This window comes from Lacisediminihabitans profunda (assembly GCF_008040105.1).
Classification (GTDB): domain Bacteria; phylum Actinomycetota; class Actinomycetes; order Actinomycetales; family Microbacteriaceae; genus Lacisediminihabitans; species Lacisediminihabitans profunda.
In genome coordinates this window covers 412434-429804 of record NZ_VRMG01000005.1, presented here as the reverse complement: position 1 = coordinate 429804, position 17371 = coordinate 412434, and the positions used below count along the sequence as shown (strand labels likewise).

Annotated in this window: 13 protein-coding genes; 6 read left to right on the top strand and 7 right to left on the bottom strand. The window is 70.4% G+C overall.

Annotated elements, in window-relative coordinates; all coding sequences use genetic code 11:
* Positions 1-494: 494 nt before the first annotated feature.
* The gene (locus FVP33_RS06535) at positions 495-1808 is read right to left on the bottom strand and encodes an MFS transporter (protein WP_187270601.1); all 1314 of its coding nucleotides are present in this window, start codon (positions 1806-1808) and stop codon (positions 495-497) included.
* Positions 1809-1952: 144 nt separating this feature from the next.
* On the opposite strand from FVP33_RS06535, the gene FVP33_RS06530 reads away from it, so the two are divergent.
* A complete protein-coding gene (locus FVP33_RS06530) occupies positions 1953-2807 on the top strand; it encodes a LysR family transcriptional regulator (RefSeq protein ID WP_147782811.1) in 855 nt (284 codons plus the stop codon).
* Positions 2808-3024: 217 nt separating this feature from the next.
* Here FVP33_RS06530 and FVP33_RS06525 read toward each other — a convergent pair whose 3' ends face one another.
* Positions 3025-6219, bottom strand: a complete 3195-nt coding sequence (locus FVP33_RS06525; protein ID WP_147782810.1) for an ATP-dependent helicase — start codon at positions 6217-6219, stop codon at positions 3025-3027.
* Positions 6212-9361 carry an ATP-dependent DNA helicase gene (locus FVP33_RS06520; RefSeq protein WP_147782809.1) on the bottom strand — a complete coding sequence of 1050 codons (3150 nt, stop codon included), beginning with the start codon at positions 9359-9361 and terminating at the stop codon, positions 6212-6214. The genes FVP33_RS06525 and FVP33_RS06520 overlap by 8 nt, the downstream gene beginning before the upstream one ends.
* Positions 9362-9468: 107 nt before the next feature.
* Between FVP33_RS06520 and FVP33_RS06515 the strand changes: the two genes are divergently transcribed.
* Both FVP33_RS06515 and FVP33_RS06510 read left to right on the top strand, forming a co-directional pair.
* A complete protein-coding gene (locus tag FVP33_RS06515; RefSeq protein ID WP_147782808.1) occupies positions 9469-9693 on the top strand; it encodes a DUF3107 domain-containing protein in 225 nt (74 codons plus the stop codon).
* A 2-nt stretch (positions 9694-9695) separates the two neighbouring features.
* On the top strand, positions 9696-9986 hold the full coding sequence (locus tag FVP33_RS06510; RefSeq protein ID WP_147782807.1) for a hypothetical protein: 291 nt from the start codon (positions 9696-9698) through the stop codon (positions 9984-9986).
* A 27-nt stretch (positions 9987-10013) separates the two neighbouring features.
* Here FVP33_RS06510 and FVP33_RS06505 read toward each other — a convergent pair whose 3' ends face one another.
* A complete protein-coding gene (locus FVP33_RS06505; RefSeq protein WP_246142202.1) occupies positions 10014-10733 on the bottom strand; it encodes a ferritin-like fold-containing protein in 720 nt (239 codons plus the stop codon).
* Between the two features lie 194 nt (positions 10734-10927).
* Between FVP33_RS06505 and FVP33_RS06500 the strand changes: the two genes are divergently transcribed.
* The gene (locus FVP33_RS06500) at positions 10928-12379 is read left to right on the top strand and encodes a DEAD/DEAH box helicase (RefSeq protein ID WP_187270600.1); all 1452 of its coding nucleotides are present in this window, start codon (positions 10928-10930) and stop codon (positions 12377-12379) included.
* A gap of 8 nt (positions 12380-12387) precedes the next feature.
* Here FVP33_RS06500 and FVP33_RS06495 read toward each other — a convergent pair whose 3' ends face one another.
* Both FVP33_RS06495 and FVP33_RS06490 read right to left on the bottom strand, forming a co-directional pair.
* Positions 12388-13239, bottom strand: coding sequence for a PHP domain-containing protein (locus FVP33_RS06495; protein ID WP_147782804.1), 852 nt, complete (start codon positions 13237-13239; stop codon positions 12388-12390).
* Between the two features lie 31 nt (positions 13240-13270).
* Positions 13271-14122 carry a PHP domain-containing protein gene (locus tag FVP33_RS06490; RefSeq protein ID WP_147782803.1) on the bottom strand — a complete coding sequence of 284 codons (852 nt, stop codon included), beginning with the start codon at positions 14120-14122 and terminating at the stop codon, positions 13271-13273.
* 74 nt (positions 14123-14196) lie between these two features.
* On the opposite strand from FVP33_RS06490, the gene FVP33_RS06485 reads away from it, so the two are divergent.
* Positions 14197-15210, top strand: coding sequence for an endonuclease/exonuclease/phosphatase family protein (locus FVP33_RS06485; protein ID WP_147782802.1), 1014 nt, complete (start codon positions 14197-14199; stop codon positions 15208-15210).
* Between the two features lie 19 nt (positions 15211-15229).
* Positions 15230-16702: an aminopeptidase P family protein gene (locus FVP33_RS06480; RefSeq protein ID WP_147782801.1), complete on the top strand. Its 1473-nt coding sequence runs from the start codon at positions 15230-15232 to the stop codon at positions 16700-16702.
* Positions 16703-16868: 166 nt separating this feature from the next.
* Here the strand turns inward: FVP33_RS06480 and FVP33_RS06475 are convergent, their stop codons facing one another.
* Entirely contained in the window at positions 16869-17360 is a 492-nt protein-coding gene (locus tag FVP33_RS06475) for a YflT domain-containing protein (protein WP_147782800.1), read from the bottom strand.
* Positions 17361-17371: the final 11 nt, after the last annotated feature.

Genomic DNA, 17371 nt, shown 5'->3' with positions numbered 1-17371 from the left:
GTGCCGCCGTCCACAGGCGCCCGCCCTACAGACTCCAGTTGTGCAGGACAGGTTGTGCAGGACGGCAGGACGGCAGGACGGCAGGACGGGTTCTGCAGGACGGCAGGACGGGTTCTGCAGGACGCCTCGGGCGGATGGCGAGGACGATAGGTGCAGAACCGAGACGGTAGCGTCCTGCAGACCGGGACCCTTCGGGTCGCCGCACCCCTGCCGTGTCCCGCACAAACTGTCTTGCACAGGCTGTCTTGCACAGGCTGCCCTGCACAGGCTGCCCTGCACAAACTGTCCTGCACAAGCCGTCCTGCACAACTGGAGTCTGCGGGGTAGGCACCCACACCACCGGGGCCCGTCCTGCAGAACACGGCCCGACCGACGCGGGCGGCACCACTAGCCGGCACCGCCAGAGGGCCGAGAAGGTCCAGCCTCCGGCATCGCGGCGACCGGCATGCGACGGAGGGCGTCCAGCGCGCCTAGCCCGCCTCACGCCCCCGGACTCACGCTCCGGATGCCCGGCGCACGATCACGAACGGCCCGCGGTTGCGTCGCAACTGCAACCGCAGCCTGAGCCGTCCCGTCCTGGCGAGCACCGTCCCGATCACGATCGCGGCGAGCGCCGGAATCGCGCCGGCGACGGTCATGGCCACATGCACGCCGAGATGTTCGGCGATCGCGCCGCTGATCGGGCCGCCGAGCGCCTGGCCACCCAGCATGATGATCGAGTAGAGGGACATCACCCGACCGCGGATGACGCGGTTGGTCGAGAGCTGCACGATCGACTCGGCCCCCGTGGCGAAGAGCAGACGCGTGACGCCGATGCTCACGAGGAAGACGATGAAGAGCGGCTCCCAGCTGACGGAGCCGGCGAGGATGAGCGCGAGACCGAACAGGCCGGCTGCGACCACGATCGTGCGCAGCCGCACATTCATCCGGCGGGTGGAGAGCACGGCGCCGGAGAGCGCCCCCACCGCGGCCGCCGAGCTGTAGAGGCCGTATCCGGTCGCCCCCGTCTGGTACACGGTGTCGGCGAACGAGACGAGAAGCACCGGCAGCGTCATGCCGAAGGTCGAGACGAAGGCGAGCATCACCATCGGCCAGAAGATCGTCGGCTTGGCGATCACGTAGCTCAGCCCCTCCCGGATCTGGCCGCGCGCGCGCTCGGCGCGCGGTGACGGGCGCAGTTCGCGCACCCGCATGCTGGCCAGGGCCACCACCACCAGAACGGCGGCGATCGCGTTCACGCTGATCGACCAGCCGGAACCCACCAGGGCGATGAGCACGCCGCTGATGGCCGGGCCGAGCAGGCCGCCGAGGTGGAAGATCGACGCGTTAAGGCTGATCGCGTTCCGCAGCCGGCCGTGGCCGACCATCTCATTCACGAACGCGGAGCGCGCCGGGCCCTCCACGACGGCGACGAGGCCGAGAAGGAGCGCGACTCCCCAGACCTGCCACACCTCGACGATGCCGAGGATGGTGAGAAGGCCGAGCGTCGCGCAGAGAGCGGCGGTCACCGACTGGGTGGCCATCATGAGCCGGCGCTTGTCCACGCGATCGGCGATCACCCCGCCCCACACGCCGAACACGAGCACCGGGGCGAACTGCAGGAAGACGGTCACTCCGACGAGGGTGATGTTGTGGGTGAGCTCGTTCACCAGCCAGTCGGTGGCGATCTTCTGCATCCAGCCCGAGGTGTTCGCGATGAGCTGCGAGATCACATAGAGGCGGTAGTTGTAGATGCGCAGCGAGATGAAGGTGTCGCGCCAGCGCGGTCGTTCGTGGAGCACGGGGATGGGCTCGGTTGCCGGACTCATTGTCGGCGATTCTGTCGTCACAGTCTGATGTCTCGCGATACTCGTGCGTTTCGTATGGTCACGCCAACGCTAGGCCCGTTTCCATCCATTGCCTTATAGAATCGGCCCTATAAGTCCTATTGGATTTCGTAATGAGAGGCCTGAATGTTCGACCCGGTGCTCCTCAAGAGCTTCGTCTCCGTGGCCGAGACCCTCAGTTTCACCAAGACCGCGACCCTGCTGGGGCTCAGCCAGCCCACGGTGAGCCAGCACATCCGCAAGCTCGAAACGGCCGCGGGACGACTCCTCGTCGCACGGGACACCCGAGAGGTGCGCCTCACCGACAACGGCGACGCGATGCTCGGCTTCGCCCGCTCCATCCTCGCCGCCCACGACCAGGCCTCGAGCTACTTCACCGGGTCGGCGATGCGGGGCCGGCTGCGATTCGGCTCGGCCGACGACCTCGCGCTCACCCAGTTGCCGCAGATCCTGCGCGACTTCCGCCAGCTCTACCCGCAGATCAACCTCGAACTCACCGTGAACCAGAGCGGAGCCCTTGCCCGCCGCCTGCAGGCCGGGCAGCTCGACCTCGTCTTCATCAAGCAGGAGCCGGGCATCGGAGTCGGCCGCCTCGTGCGACGGGACCGGATGGTGTGGGTGGGGCACCGCACGCTGAGCCTCGAACCCGGACAGCATGTTCCCCTCATCGCCTACCAGGCCCCGAGCCTCAGCCGCACGGTCGCGATCAGCGCGCTCGAATCCGCGGGCCGCACCTGGCGCATCACTTGCAACGTGCGCGAGATCAACGGTGTGCTCGCGGCGGCGCGGGCCGGCATCGGCATCGCCGCGTTCCCGCAGAGCCTGATCCCGCCCGACCTGAGCGAGCTCTCCCCCGCACTCGAGCTGCCGACCCTCGGCGACGTGGACTTCAGCCTGCTTGACAACCCCGGCACCGCCCGCAAGCCGGTGGACGCGCTCATCGCAGCGATCGTGGCTCGACAGGGCTCCCCCGCGAACTAGCCGGCCCGCCCCCTCCGCAGCATGCTTCCCCCGCGGCATCCTTCCTCCTCCGTTCTTTTCCCCCTCCGTTCTCTTCCGAAATCCATGCATTCCTTCAGGACACGCCGTGTGGAGGCACCCGGCAACGGCGTGTCGGGCAAGCATGCATGGATTTCGGAAAGGGAGAGCAGAGAAGGGAAGAGAAGGGAAGTGGGGAAGAGCCGATGGGCGGCGGCGGTCAGGCGACGGCGCGCCACAGGGCGATGAGTTCGTCCCGCGAGTAGATGCGCTCCGGACGGATGATGGCGTCGTCGCTCACATAGTAGAAGACGGCGTCGATCAACTCCGGGTCGATGCCCTTCCACTCCGCGAAGGCCTGCCGGTACAGGGCGAGCTGCAGCTGTTTCGCCTCGAGGTCCGCGGCATCCCGGGGCGCCTTGCCGGTCTTCCAGTCGACGATGCGGTAGCGGTCGCCGACCCGGTAGACCGCGTCCAGCTTGCAGACCACGATCTCGCCCTCGAGGATCAGGTGGATCTCGATCTCGACGCTCTCCGGCTTGAGGGCCGCGAACTCCGACCGCTCGAAGATCTGCCGCAGTCGCTCGAGGCCCTCCGGCTCGGCGAGTTCGCCCTCGCCGAGCCCATCGATCCCGTCGATCCCGTCGAGCTCGGTGGAGAGGGCATCGAGCTGCTCGGTCGCCCCGTGCACTCCGGCGCGGTGCTCCACCCAGTCGTGGAACACCGTGCCGAGGCTCGTCGCCCTGAACGGCCGCTCCGGCATCGGCCGACGCAGCGCGGAGGCTACCGCTGCCGGGTCGGCCACGAAGTCCTTGAACCGGGAGGCTGGCACACGCGCGGGCAGGTCGACGTACTCGGCCGCATCCAGCCGCCGTCGCCGCTCCTCGAGGAGCAGGTCGAGCTCGCGATCCCAGGGCCCCGCGTCCCCCGGGGCGGAGGCACGCACGAGGTCTGCCGCGCGCTCGATCGCCGCTCGGCGGCCGCCGAGCGGATCGAGCGGCCAGAGGAAGAGGTTGACGTCGTCACCCAGCGGATTCTCCGCGTGCTCGCTCGCCGGCGGGAGCGGGCCGATCACGCCGGCCTCGGCGAGCGGGACGATGAACGGACTCGGCGCGCGCGGGGTCGTCTGGGTCGACCAGAACGACGCGGTGAGCAGGAGGGAGTGCCGGGCGCGGGTGACGGCGACGTAGGCGAGCCGCCGCTCCTCGAGCTCGTGCCGCTGCCGCACGGCCGACTTGAACTCGTCGACCGAGGCCAGGAGTTCCTTGCGGGATGCCGCGGACTCCCAGTCGAAGCGAGGGAGTTCCGCCGCGTCGCCGCGGAACTCGTACGGCAGGGTGCCGAACGACAGCCAGCCGCCGAAGCCCTCGCGCGGCGAGCCGGGGAGCTCGCTCTCGACGAGACGGGGAATGACCACCACGTCCCACTCGAGCCCCTTCGCGCCGTGAATGGTGAGCAGCTGCACCGTGCCGGCCTCCGCGTCTTCTGGACGGGGCGCGAGCCCGTCACGCCACTCGGCCTCGCGGAGCCAGGCCAGGAATCCGCCGAGGCTCGCCGAGTCGTCCACGGTGAGGTAGCCGCCGAGCGCGTCGAAGAAGGCCTCCATGTTGGCGGAACCGAGCGACCGGGTCTCGTTGGCCGCGACCTCGATGTCGAGCAGCAGCTCCTGCTCGACCACGGTCACGAAGTCGAGCAGGTCGAGGCTCGCCCGGGCGCGGAGTCTCGCCAGCGTGCGGCCGGCGTCCCGGAGTCTCGCCAGCCCCTCCTCGCTGAAGCGGGAGAGGGCGGAATGGCCGGGACGGGCGGAGGCCAGAAAGTCGATCGCGTCCACGATCGAGCCGCCCTCGCCCTCCGCGACGGAGGCGCGCAGGCGGTCCTTGAGCTCGGCGTCCAGCGGGCGCTGGGCGTAGTCCCGGTCGCGCAGCCACGATGCGAGCCGGCTGAGGGCATGCAGGTCGGCCGCCCCGATTCGCCAGCGTGAGCCGGCGAGCAGCCGCACGAGCTGAGATCCGGCGGTGGGATCGTTGACCACGGTCAGCGCCGAGACGAGGTCGGCGATCTCCGGTTCGGCCATGATTCCGCCGATGCCGAGCACGTGAAAGGGCACGCCGTGCGCGCGCAGGGCGTCGATGAACACGCCCTGGGTCTTGCGGGCGCGGAAGAGCATCGCCGCGGTGGGTGGCGTCTCGCCCTGGCGCGTCTGGAGTCTCGCCTTGAGCCAGCGCGCCGCCGCGTCCGCCTCCTCCTGCAGGGTCTCCTCCACGATGACCTCGACCGGCAGGTCGCTCGCGTTGGGGCCGGCGTCGAGCCGCTCCACCCCCACCGTCGTCGTTTCCCGCAACGGCTGCACGAGCGCGTTCGCCACGGAGAGGATGTCGTGGCCGTTGCGCCAGCTCGTGCTGAGCGCGAACTCCCGCACACGCCCGCCGCCGAACTGCCCGGCGAAGCCCTCCAGGTTCGCCGCGCTCGCCCCCCGCCAGCCGTAGATCGACTGGTTCGGGTCGCCGACGGCCATCACCGCTCGGCCGGCGAAGAGCTCGGACAGCAGCCAGGTCTGGACGACACTCGTGTCCTGGTACTCGTCAAGCAGGATCACGCGGTGCCTCTCGCGGATCTCCGCGGCGACCTTCGGCATTCCGCGCACGATCTCGAGGGCGAGCGACACCTGGTCGGAGTACTCGACGAATCCGCGCCGGGCCTTGGCCAGCGCGAACTCGCCGGCGAGGTCCACGAGCACCGGAAGCGCCCCGACGGTCTTCGCGAGCGTGACGGCGTCCTCGTAGACACCGGTCCCGCCCGTGGGCAGCTCGGCCAGTCCGGCGAATCGGGCGGCCATCGCGGCGACGTCGCGCGGGTCGACGACGTTCTCGCTGAGCTCGTGGCTGAGTGCCAGCACCGCCTTCGTCACGGAGTCGATGCTCTTGCCGAGCCCCGGCAGGCGCTCATCGGTGGAGGCGACGACGATCGAGCGGGCCAGCTGCCAGGCTGACGCCTCTCCGAGCACCGCGCCGTCGCTCTCCCGGCCGAGCAGCACCGCGTTGTCGCGGTAGATGGTGTTCGAGAACGCGTTGTAGGTGGCGACGACGGGCGGGTCGAACTCGTCGTAGTCGCCCGGAAGCAGGCCAACCGAGTGCAGTTCTCCGATGCGCTCGCGGATGCGGCTGGAGAGTTCGCCAGCCGCCTTGCGGGTGAAGGTGAGACCCAGCAGCTCGCTCGCCGCGACCCGCCCGTTGGCGAGCAGCCAGAGCACCCGATTGGCCATCGTCTCGGTCTTTCCGCTGCCGGCGCCCGCCACGACGATCGCCGGCTCGAGCGGCGACTCGATCACCCGCCGCTGCTGCTCGGTCGGTCGCGGGCGCCCGAGGGCGTCGGCGATGTCGAAGGCGCTCACCGGCACTCGCCCGCTGTCAGTCACTGGACACCGCCCGCACCCGGTGCAGCTTGCGCGACGCGATATCGAAGCCACCCCACTCGCTCAGCTCGACCGCCCCCTCGAAGGCGGCCGCCGCCATCCCGAGGGCCGCCTGCCTGATCCGCGCCCGGAAGCCCTCGAGGGCCTCCTCGTCGAGCGGGGCCTGCACGCCCTCCTGGTAGAGCTTCTTCTTCTTGCCCTTCTTCACGAAGAGCAGCTTTGCTCCCCCGCCGGAGTGCTCGCCGAGGTCGTCGAGGAACTCGTCGAGCACTCCCTGCGAATAGGCGAGCTGGTAGGCCCCGAGTTGCGGATGCGCGTCGACGACCTGCTGCCGCACGGTGGGGGTGCCGGTCTTGAGGTCCACGATCACCACGGATCCGTCGCTCGAGCGCTCGACCCGGTCGATCGACCCGTTCACGGTGGCGCGGTCGATCTTCAGACTGAAGCGTCCCTCCGCGGCGACGAGCGACTTGCCCTCGCGCTCGAAGTCGGCGAGGTAGTCCGCGACGCCGGCGGCGAGGATGCGCGCGGCCGAACGCTGCTGCTCCGCAAACCACGGCGACTCGAAATAGAGCTCGCTCCAGCGCTGCTCGATGGCGCGCCAGACCGTGTCGACGCTCGAGTCGGTGGCGGTCTCCATGGCCCAGTGCACGATCGTGCCGAGGCCCATCGCCGTGCTCGACTGGGTGCCCGAGACGGTGTCGATGAACCAGTCGAGCGGCGACTGTTCGAACGCGTCGAGTTTGGACGGGGAGACCGGCACGGTCTCGTCCCCGTCGAAGAGCGGTTCGGTGGTCGACGGCTCGAGCAGGCCGTGCCACTCCGCCGGGTTCGCTCCGGGCACCCGCTCCTCGGCGAGCCGGGCGAGGGCGGAGGCCGCGGCCGCCCGCTCGGGCGCCGGGCGCCGCTCCTGCACGAGCTCGCGTCGGAGCCGCCCGGTGAGCGCCCGCAGGGAGAGCGGCCGCACGGTCGCCGCATCGACCACCGGCGTGCCGGGGGGCGCGAGCGCGAAGAGCACGCTCGCGGCGTCGTCCTCGTTCGACACGGCGGCGAGGATCACCTGCCGGCGGGCGCGGGACACGGCGAGCGCGAACATCCGCAGCTCGTCATCCCGCACCTGGCGTCGCTCGTCGATCACCACGTCGTCGAGCCCCGTCATCACCCGCACGAGGTCCTGCGGGTTGAGCAGGGACCCGCGCAACCGGAGATTCGGCCAGACACCCTCCTGAAGGGCGGCGATCACGACCACGTCCACCTCCAGGCCGACGGCGCCGGAGGGCGTCGTCACGAGCACCGCCTCCGCGGCGGACTGGGGGGACAGGGTGTCCTCAGGAACCTCGGCGTCGAGCACGTCGTCGAGGAACACGCTCGGGCCCGTGCCCGGCCGGCGCTCGGTGAACCGCCTCGCCGAGGTGAAGAGGGCGACGATCCCGTCGAGGTTGCGGTTGGCCTCCGCGGCCGTGATGCCGGCGCTCGTCGCCTGGGCGAACCAGTCGTCGGCGAGCCCGCTGCGGTTCCAGGCGAGCCAGAGGAGCTCCTCGATGGTGCCGCCGTCGGCGGCGAGCGCCCCGACGGCGCCGAGGGTGGCCGAGAGCCGCTCGGCGTTGCGGCCTACCCGGTGGTCGATGGTGGCGAACCGGCCGGGGGCGCCGAGCCCCTCCACGAGCAGGTCGTCGCTCGCCCGGTTGCCGCCGCCGGCGAGTTCCTCGGCCCGCAGTGCGAGGCGCAGGCGCCGCAGCGCGAGGTGGTCGAGTGCGCCGAAGGGGCCGAGGAGAAGTTCTGCGGCGAGGGGGCCCGTGAGCGGAGTGCGCCCGATGGCCACGTCCACCACGGAGAGAAGGCTGCGCGCGGCGTGGTCGTCGCGCAGGGCCCGCCCGCCGACCGCGGTGCGGGTGGGGACCTCGTTGAGGGCGAGGGCTCGCGCGATCACGGGCACGAGGGCGCCGCTGCGCACGACGACCGCCATGCCGGACAACGGGATGCCGCCGATCAGATGGTGCTCCCTCAGCTGCCGGGCGATCGCCGCCCACTGCCTCGCCTGGCTCGTCGCCGTGATCCTGAGCACCGGGGAGCCGTGGGCCGCAGCAGGGGCGGCGCCGGCGACGGCCGCGCGCTGGCCGACCGCGCCGGCCGTGCCGATGCGTTCGGTGACCCGTGCGGTGAACTCGCGCAGGGTCGCGTCCTGGCGATGCGCCGTGCCCAGGGTGATGGTGACGAGGTCTGGTACGCCGAGCACGCTGCCGAGCCGGCCCAGGGCATCCGGCTCCCCGCCGCGGAACGCGTTCGTCGCGACATCCGGATCGCCGAACGCGACGATCGAGACACCGCGCGCCGCGAGGGCGGCAAGCAGCGAGATCGTGGACTTGGTGGCCTCCTGGAGGTCGTCGACCACCACGAGGCGGAGACCGGCGACGCGCTCCCCGGCCTCGCCCCGGCCGAGGGCGGCGATCGCGAACTGCACGAGCTCCGCCGAGTCGAGCTGGCCAGGCCGTGAGCTGCTCACCACGGAGAGGTAGTCGGAGATGAAGTCCGCTGCGGCGACCCACTCGGGGTGCCCGGTTTCTGCGCCGAGTTTCGCGAGTCGCCGGGGGGTCACCCCGTATTCCGTTGCGCGCATGATGAGCTCACGGAGCTCCGTGCGGAAGGCGCGGAGGCGGCGCACGTCCTCGTCGAGGGGCGCCGGCCAGGCCGGCGCCGCACCGTCCTCGATCTGGCCCTCGAGCAGCTGGCCGATGTCCGCGTCCTGCTCGCCGCCGGTGACGAGCCTCGGCGGAGCGGCGCCGGCCGAGGCCGCCGCCGCGCCGACGATCTCGAAGGCGAGGGAGTTGACGGTGCGCGCGAGCGGGCCGTTGGTGGGCACGCCGAGCCGCAGCGCGATCCGGTCGCGCAGCGCGGTCGCCGTCGTTCGGCTGGAGGTGAGCACGAGAACGTGCTCGGTGCTCCACCCGCGGTCGAGCACCCGATCGGCCACGAGTTCGACGAGGGTCGTGGTCTTGCCGGTGCCCGGCGCTCCGATGACCGCCGCCGATGCGCCGTCGGCGAGTTGGAGCACGGCCCTCTGGGCGGCATCCGGAACCAGACGATTCGACGCGGAGCCGATCCGGGAATCCGCGACGGCGGTCCGCCGAAAACCCTTGATCCCCATGCCCCCAACTTAACGGCGGCCACCGACATCGGCCCGCACGGCACGGGCGGTTCCGCTCCCAGAGAACGGCGCGCGGGCCGCAGCCTGTTGTGTCGTAATCTGGGCACGTGGACATTCGAATCGGAATCATCAACAGCCCTCGCGAGATCAACTTCGAGTCGTCGCAGTCGTCGGCGGAGATCCAGGCGGTCGTCTCCTCGGCCCTCGACTCCGGCGCGAAATACTTCACCCTCACCGACGTGCGGGGTTCGGTCTACGTCGTGCCGCTCGAGTCGTTCGGGTACCTCGAGATCGGCTCGGAGGAGTCTCGGCGCGTCGGCTTCGTCGCCTGACCATGGAGCTGCTCTTCGTCACCCTGGGCGGAGCCATCATCGGCCTCGGCCTGCGCTACGCGTTCCCGGGCCGCGAGACGCACGGAGCCGCGCTGATCCCGGCGATCGGCGCGGCGTCGGCATCGGCCATCTGGGCTGCCCTCACCTGGGCCGGCTGGAAGTTCGACGGCGGCTGGATCTGGGTCGCGAGCCTCGTGCTCGCCGCCGCTCTCAGCGCGGTTCTCGCCGTGACGATCGCTCGTCGACGCCGGCACGCGGATGCCGAGATGCTCGCGACACTCAGCCGCGCCTGACCGCCGAGCACCGACCGCGGCAGCCCGCTAGGCCGTGAGGCCGATGGCGTCCATGCGTCGGGTGTGCGCCGCGATGAGCTCGGTGAACACCGGTTCGAGCCGCGCCTCATCCGGATGTCCGTTGGCGGCAAGCGCCGACCGCGCGGCCAACAGCGTGTCGCCCACCAGTCGCCGGCCCCACAGCGCGAGGCGCGAGGCGAGGCGCGGGTTCGCCTCGATCGCGGAGCGCAACTCGGCGACGATGATCTCGTGGCCGTCGTCCGCTCCGAGCAGGGCCGTGATCCGCGCCGAGGCGTCGGCGGGGAGTCCGCCGGCGAGCTGGCGCGCGAAGTCGTTGAGAAGCCCGGAGGTGATGTAACTCGTGACGAGCGTCTCGTACCAGTCGGCACCGGCGGTGATCCGCACGTAGTTGTCGATGGCCGCCACGTACGGCTGCATCGTGGGCCCCGGCTCGGCGCCCTGGCGCACGATCTCGGCAGTGAGCCCGTGGTGTTTGGCCAGCGAGAGCCCGGCGACCCGGCTCATCGCCTCCTTCGAGGCGATCGAGGGCGCGGTGGCCACGGCCCGGCCGAGTGTTTCGAAGATCACGAGCTGGAGGTACGCGGCCTGGCCGAGGTAGGAAAGGAGGTCGGGAGTCAGCTCCTCGAGGTCTACCCGGTTGACGGCGTCGCTCGGTGAGCGACGCGCGCCCGGACGGGCGGAGTCGCTGCGTCTGGGGCGACGACCGAACAGTTTGACCACGCGCATAGCCTATCGGCGCGGCGCCCGACAGGCCGCCGGGGCCGGGGAATCCAGTGAACCGGTGAATGGCGACTAAACTAGTGGTAATGCCTCCCATTTCTGGTGGAGGCTCCGCACGCCCCAGGTCAAAGCGGGCGTAGCCGCTTTAGAACAGGGCAACACTCATTACAACATTCTCAGATCTCAACATCGACCAGGACATGGTCGACGCTCTCGCCACCAAGGGCATCATCGAGCCCTTCCCGATCCAGGTGCAGACGATCCCGATGGGACTCGCCGGCCAGGACATCATCGGCCAGGCCAAGACCGGCACCGGCAAGACCCTCGGCTTCGGGCTCCCGCTCCTGCAGTCCCTCGGCCTCAACCCCGAGCCCGGCGTCAAGGCGCTCGTCGTCGTTCCGACCCGCGAGCTCTGCGTGCAGGTTGCAGAAGACCTCGTGCTCGCGGCATCCAACCGTGGCACCCAGGTCGCCGCGATCTACGGCGGCAAGGCCTACGAGGGCCAGGTCGAGCAGCTCAAGGCCGGCGCGCAGGTGGTGGTCGGCACGCCCGGTCGCCTTCTCGACCTCGCCAGCCAGCGCATGCTGTCGCTCAAGGACGTCAAGGTGATGGTGCTCGACGAGGCAGACAAGATGCTCGACCTCGGATTCCTCTCCGACATCGAGAAGCTCTTCGCCCAGACCTCCCCGACCCGGCACACCATGCTGTTCTCCGCCACGATGCCCGGCCCGATCGTCGCGCTGGCGCGTCGCTTCATGAATCGCCCCATCCACATCCGCGCGACGGATCCGGATGAGGGACGCACCCAGGCCAACATCAAGCACGTCGTCTACCGCGCCCACTCGATGGACAAGGACGAGGTCATCGCCCGCATCCTGCAGGCCGAGGGCCGGGGCAAGACCGTGGTCTTCACCCGCACCAAGCGTGCGGCGGCCAAGCTGGTCGAGGAGCTCAACGACCGCGGCTTCAACGCCGCCGCCGTGCACGGCGACCTCAACCAGGAGCAGCGCGAGCGGGCCATGGCCGCCTTCAAGGCGGGCAAGAAGGACATCCTCATCGCCACGGATGTCGCGGCCCGCGGCATCGACGTGAACGACGTCACCCACGTGATCAACCACACGATCCCGGACGACGACGACACCTACCTGCACCGCGCCGGCCGCACCGGCCGCGCGGGCAAGACCGGCATCGCCGTCACCTTCGTCGACTGGGACGACATGCACAAGTGGGCCGCCATCAACAAGGCGCTCGACATGGGCCAGCCGGAGCCGGTCGAGACCTACTCGTCGTCGCCGCACCTCTTCACCGACCTCGACATCCCGGAGGGCACGAAGGGGCGACTCGCCTCAGCCGGCCCCGTGCGTCCCCGCGAGCCGCGCCCAACCGACGGCGACCGCGGAGGCCGCTCCGGCGGTGGCCGCGATGGCGGAGACCGCGGGGGCCGTGCCGACCGCGGGGGCCGTTCCGGCGGCGCGCGCCCGGCCACCGGCTCGGGTGGACGCCCGCCGCGCGAACGCGCGGAGGGCTCGACCGACGTCGTGCGCGAAAGCGCCGAGGGCGGCGGAACCCACGATGGCACCTCGCCGACGCGTCGCCGTCGCACCCGCTCGCGTCGCGGCGGAACCGGCAACACCCCGCCGCCCACCGCCTAGGAGCAGGCCTAGGCCCGAAAGGGCGCCGACCCCGTCCCGGCAGCCACGATTCGCGCGAGCGCGTCCGGCTCCGTGGTGTTTTCGCCGAGCCGGTTGGGCTTGCCCTCGCCGTGGTAATCACTCGAGCCGGTGACGACGAGGTCGTATTTCGCGGCGAGCCCGAACAGGCGTTCCTTGCCCTCCTCGGTGTTGTCCCGATGATGGACTTCGAGACCGAACAGTCCGGCGTCCACGAGTTCGGCGATCACCCGCTCCTCGATCACGCGATAGAGACCGTGGGTGGCCGGATGCGCCAGCACCGGCACCCCGCCGGCCGCGACGATCAGGCGCACGCCGTCGAGCGGCGACGGCGCGTAGTACTTCTCGTAGTACCCGCTCTGCCAGTGCAGGATGCTCGCGAACGCCGCGCTGCGGGTGGCGACGTGGCCCTTGGCCACGAGGGCATCGGCGATGTGCGGTCGACCGAGGGTACCGCCGTCCGTCGACTGGGCCAGCACGTCGGCCCAGGTGAGGTCGTAGTCGACCGCGATGCGCTCGACGATTCGCTCGGCGCGGTGGGCCCGACCGTCGCGGATGCGTGCGGTCTCCCGGATGATGCCCGCGTCATCCGGATCGAACAGGTAGGCCAGCATGTGCACGCTGGCCGGTCCGTAATTCGTGCTCAGCTCCATGCCCGGAATCACCGTCAGGCCGGTACCCGTCGCCGCGGCAAACGCCTCCCGCCAGCCGGCCGTCGAGTCGTGGTCGGTGATGGCGACCGCGCCGAGGCCCGCGGCAAGGGCCGCGTCGACGAGTTGCGTGGGAGTCTCGGTGCCGTCGGAGACGCTGCTGTGCGTGTGCAGGTCGATCGGTGCGGGCATCCTGCAACTCTATTGTCGTATCCTCGGAGCTTCAGCCCCGATAGGCCGTCGTTCCGGTGCCCGCCGCGACGATGCGATCGAGCACCTCACGGGTCGTCGTGTTCTCGCCGAGGCGATTCGGCTTGCCCTCGCCGTGGTAGTCGCTCGACCCGGTGATGGCCAGGTCGAACTTCTCGGCGAGTTCGACGAGCCGCTGCTTGCCGCTCTCGGTGTTCTCGCGGTGGTGAACCTCCAGCCCGAACAGCCCCGCCTCGACGAGGATCGCGATCTTGTCCTCGGGGATCACGTTCTCCCGCCCCCGGGTGGCGGGATGCGCGAGCACCGGTACGCCTCCTGCCGCGACCACGAGCCGCACGGCGTCGAGCGGGCCCGGCGCGTAGTGCGGTTCGAAGTAGCCGCTTCGCGGGTGCAGGATGCTCTCGAAGGCGGCGCTGCGGTTGGGCACGTGCCCCTTCGCCACCAGGGCATCCGCGATGTGCGGTCGGCCGACCGTCGCACCCTCGGTCGTCTGGGCGAGCACGTCCTCCCACTCCAGGTCATAGTCGACCGAGAGTCGTTGCACGATGCTCTCGGCGCGCCTGAGCCGTGCGTCCCTGATTCTCCCGGTCTCGGCGATGATTCCGCCGTCGAGGGGGTTGAAGAGGTAGGCCAGCAGGTGCACGCTGCGCCGGCCGTCCAGCGTGCTGAACTCCATGCCGGGGATCACGGTGAGGCCGGATCCCTCGGCTGCCACGCACGCCGCCTGCCAGCCCGCCGTCGAGTCGTGGTCGGTGATCGCCACCGTGTCGAGACCGGCCGCGATCGCCGCCCGCACGAGTTGGGCCGGGGTCTCCGTGCCGTCGGACACGCTGCTGTGGGCGTGCAGGTCGATCAGGCCGGACATCCTGTAACTCTAGGCCAGTGACCCGCGCGGCAGGCGGCCGGTGCGCGCGGCGGCAGCGGTTAGGGTGAAAGTCCATGTTTCGTCGAGTCCTGGCAGCCGCGCTGCTCCTGCTGCTCGCCGTCGTGCTGCTCATCGCCGCCTGGCCTCAGCTCTTCGGCCTCCAGCGCACCAGCGGGCTGGCCCAGCTCATCTCCTTCCGCGGGGCGATGGTCGTCGCCGCCGTCGGCGCGATGGTCGTGGTCGGCGTGGCCGCGGCCCTCAACCGGCCGTTCCGGCGGCTCGGCGCCTCCATCGTGCTGCTTCTCGGCGTCTTCGCGTTCGTCACGGTGGCGGTGCTCGCCTCCCGCGGACTCGGAAACGAGACCTTCGCGGCGAAGTCGAGGTCCGACCTCACCGTCGTGTCCTGGAATACCCTCGGGGGCTCCCCCGGCGCCGCCACGATCGCGACACTCGCGCTCGGCTCCGACGCGGACATCGTGAGCCTGCCGGAGACGACGAAGTCGACGGCGGATGCCGTGGCCGCGCTCCTGAAGGCCAGCGGGCGGCCGATGTCGGTACACACCCTCACCTTCGACCGCAACTACGGGTCGCGGTCGACCTCCGTTCTCGTGAGCGAAGACCTCGGCGAGTACCACCTCGACAAGACCGCCGGCTCGACCTCGACGGTGCCGACCGTGGTGATCCTGCCGAACGACGGACACGGCCCGACGATCGTCGCCGTGCACCCCATCGCCCCGGTCGAGGGCGAGATGCGCAACTGGCGCAGCGACCTGCGGTGGCTGAGCGGCGCCTGCGACTCGAAGAACGTGATCATGGCAGGCGACTTCAACGCCACGATCGATCACCTCGCCGGTTTCGTCGACAAGCGGGGAAAGACACTCGGCGGCTGCTCGGATGCCGGCGTGCAGAGCGGCAACGGCGCGGTCGGCACCTGGCCGAGTTCCATTCCCGCCCTGGCCGGCGCCTCGATCGACCACGTCATGGCCACGGCGAACTGGAGGGTCACCGGCATGCGGGTGGTGACGGAGTTGGACGGCACGGGAAGCGATCACCGGCCGATCGTGGTGCAGTTGCACGCGCTCGGCTGACCCGGGAGAGAATGGGCTCATGGCTGACGACAGGGCCGAGGCCCCCCGCGCAACGACAAACCGCTCGACCGTGCCGGTTTCGAGCACGTTCAAGCACTACATCTCGAGCAAGTGGGCGGAGCGGCCAGAACCGGTGCCGGCGGCCCGCGAACAGGCGACGTATGCCGCGGCTCGGCGAGCCGTGATCTCCGGCCTCTACCCCGGCAAGCGCCTCATCATCCCCGCGGGGGCGGCGAAGGTTCGGTCGAACGACACCGACTACGCCTACCGCGCCCACTCGGCGTTCGCGCATCTCACCGGCTGGGGCAGCGACTCCGTTCCCGGGAGCGTGCTCGTGCTCGAGCCGACGGCGAGCGGCCACGACGCCACTCTGTACTTCCGCAAGGCCGCCGGCCGCGACTCGGACGAGTTCTACGCCAACCCCGACATCGGCGAATTCTGGACCGGCCCCCGGCCATCGCTCGCCCAGGTCGCGAGCGACCTCGGCCTTGCCACGGCATCCCTCGACGGACTCGATCGGGTGCTCGACGCCGTCGACGCGAGCACGGTCATCGTGCGCGACGGCGATCGCGATCTCACCGACCAGGTGGACGGCCGTCGCCTGCTCGTGGCGGAATCCGAGGCGCTCGAGACGGACGCCGACTCCGATCTCGCCCGGGACCTGTCCGAGCTTCGGCTCGTCAAGGACGCCTATGAGATCGACCAGATGCGCAAGGCCGTGGCCGCCACCCGAGCAGGATTCGACGACGTGATCGCCGACCGGCCCGCGATCGTCGCCCACCCGCGGGGCGAGCGCCTCGTCGAGGGCACCTTCAACCGACGTGCCCGCGCCGAGGGGAACGCCGTCGGCTACGACACCATCGCCGCGAGCGGTCCGCACGCCTGCATCCTGCACTGGACCCGCAACGACGGCCCCGTCGTGCCGGGCGACCTCATCCTGATGGACGCCGGAATCGAGCTCGACAGCTACTACACGGCAGACATCACCCGCACGCTGCCGATCAACGGTGTCTTCGGGCCCACGCAGCGCCTCGTGTACGAGGCCGTGCTCGAGGCGGCGGATGCGGCGTTCGCGATCGTGAGGCCGGGCATCCGGTTCCGCGAGATCCACGCGACCGCGATGGAGGTCATCGCCCGGCGCACCGCCGAGTGGGGTCTGCTCCCGGTGAGCGCGGAGGAGTCGGTGAAGCCGGAGAACCAGTTCCACCGCCGCTACATGGTGCACGGCACGAGCCACCACCTCGGGATCGACGTGCACGACTGCGCCGAGGCCAGGCGCGACCTCTACCTCGACGGCGTGCTCGAGGCCGGGATGGTCTTCACGATCGAACCCGGACTGTACTTCCAGCCGGACGACCTGACCGTGCCGGCGGAGTTCCGGGGCATCGGCGTGCGCATCGAGGACAACATCCTCGTGACTCCGTCCGGCGCGGAGAACCTGTCGATCGGCATTCCCCGCACCGTGGATGGCGTGGAGGCGTGGTTGCGCTGACCCGGCGCGCAGTCCTCGCCCGGCTCCGGCTCCGGCTCCGGCTCCGGGCGACTGTGCCCGTTTGACGCGTCCGTGTCACCTCGAGGGGGCACAATGACGACGAACGGGCACAATCACGCGCGGCGCCCGGAAGGCGCACCCGCGCGCGGCGGGGATGCGCGCAGCGCTAGTGCGTCTCCGGCCTCGACAGCACGTCCTGTGCCTTCATGGTGAGGGACGGGTCGATGATGATCTCGTACTTGCTCGCGAGCACCTGGTGGGTGGACGTGAAGTCCCTGGTCCGTCGGTTGATCGCGTAGGTGACGATGCCGAACAGCGCGCCGAATCCGGCCCCGATGATCACCGCGGCGAAGACGTACTGGAACACGCCGGTGGTCGCCGTGAAGGTGAGCAGCACGCCGAAGAAGAGTCCGAACCAGGCGCCGCTCGCCGCGCCGGCCCCGGCGGCCTTGCCCCAGGTGAGCTTGCCGGTCACGCGCTCGACGGTCTTGAGGTCGCTGCCCACGATCGACACCTTCTTCACCTCGAAGTCGGCCCTCGCCAGACGATCGACCGCGGCCTGCGCCTCGAAGTACGTGTCGTAGGTTCCGAGCACGTCCCCCTTGGGGAGCGTCGGTACGAGGCGGCCACGAGAGCTGAGGGGGCTTTGGTTGGTCATGGCCTCATTAT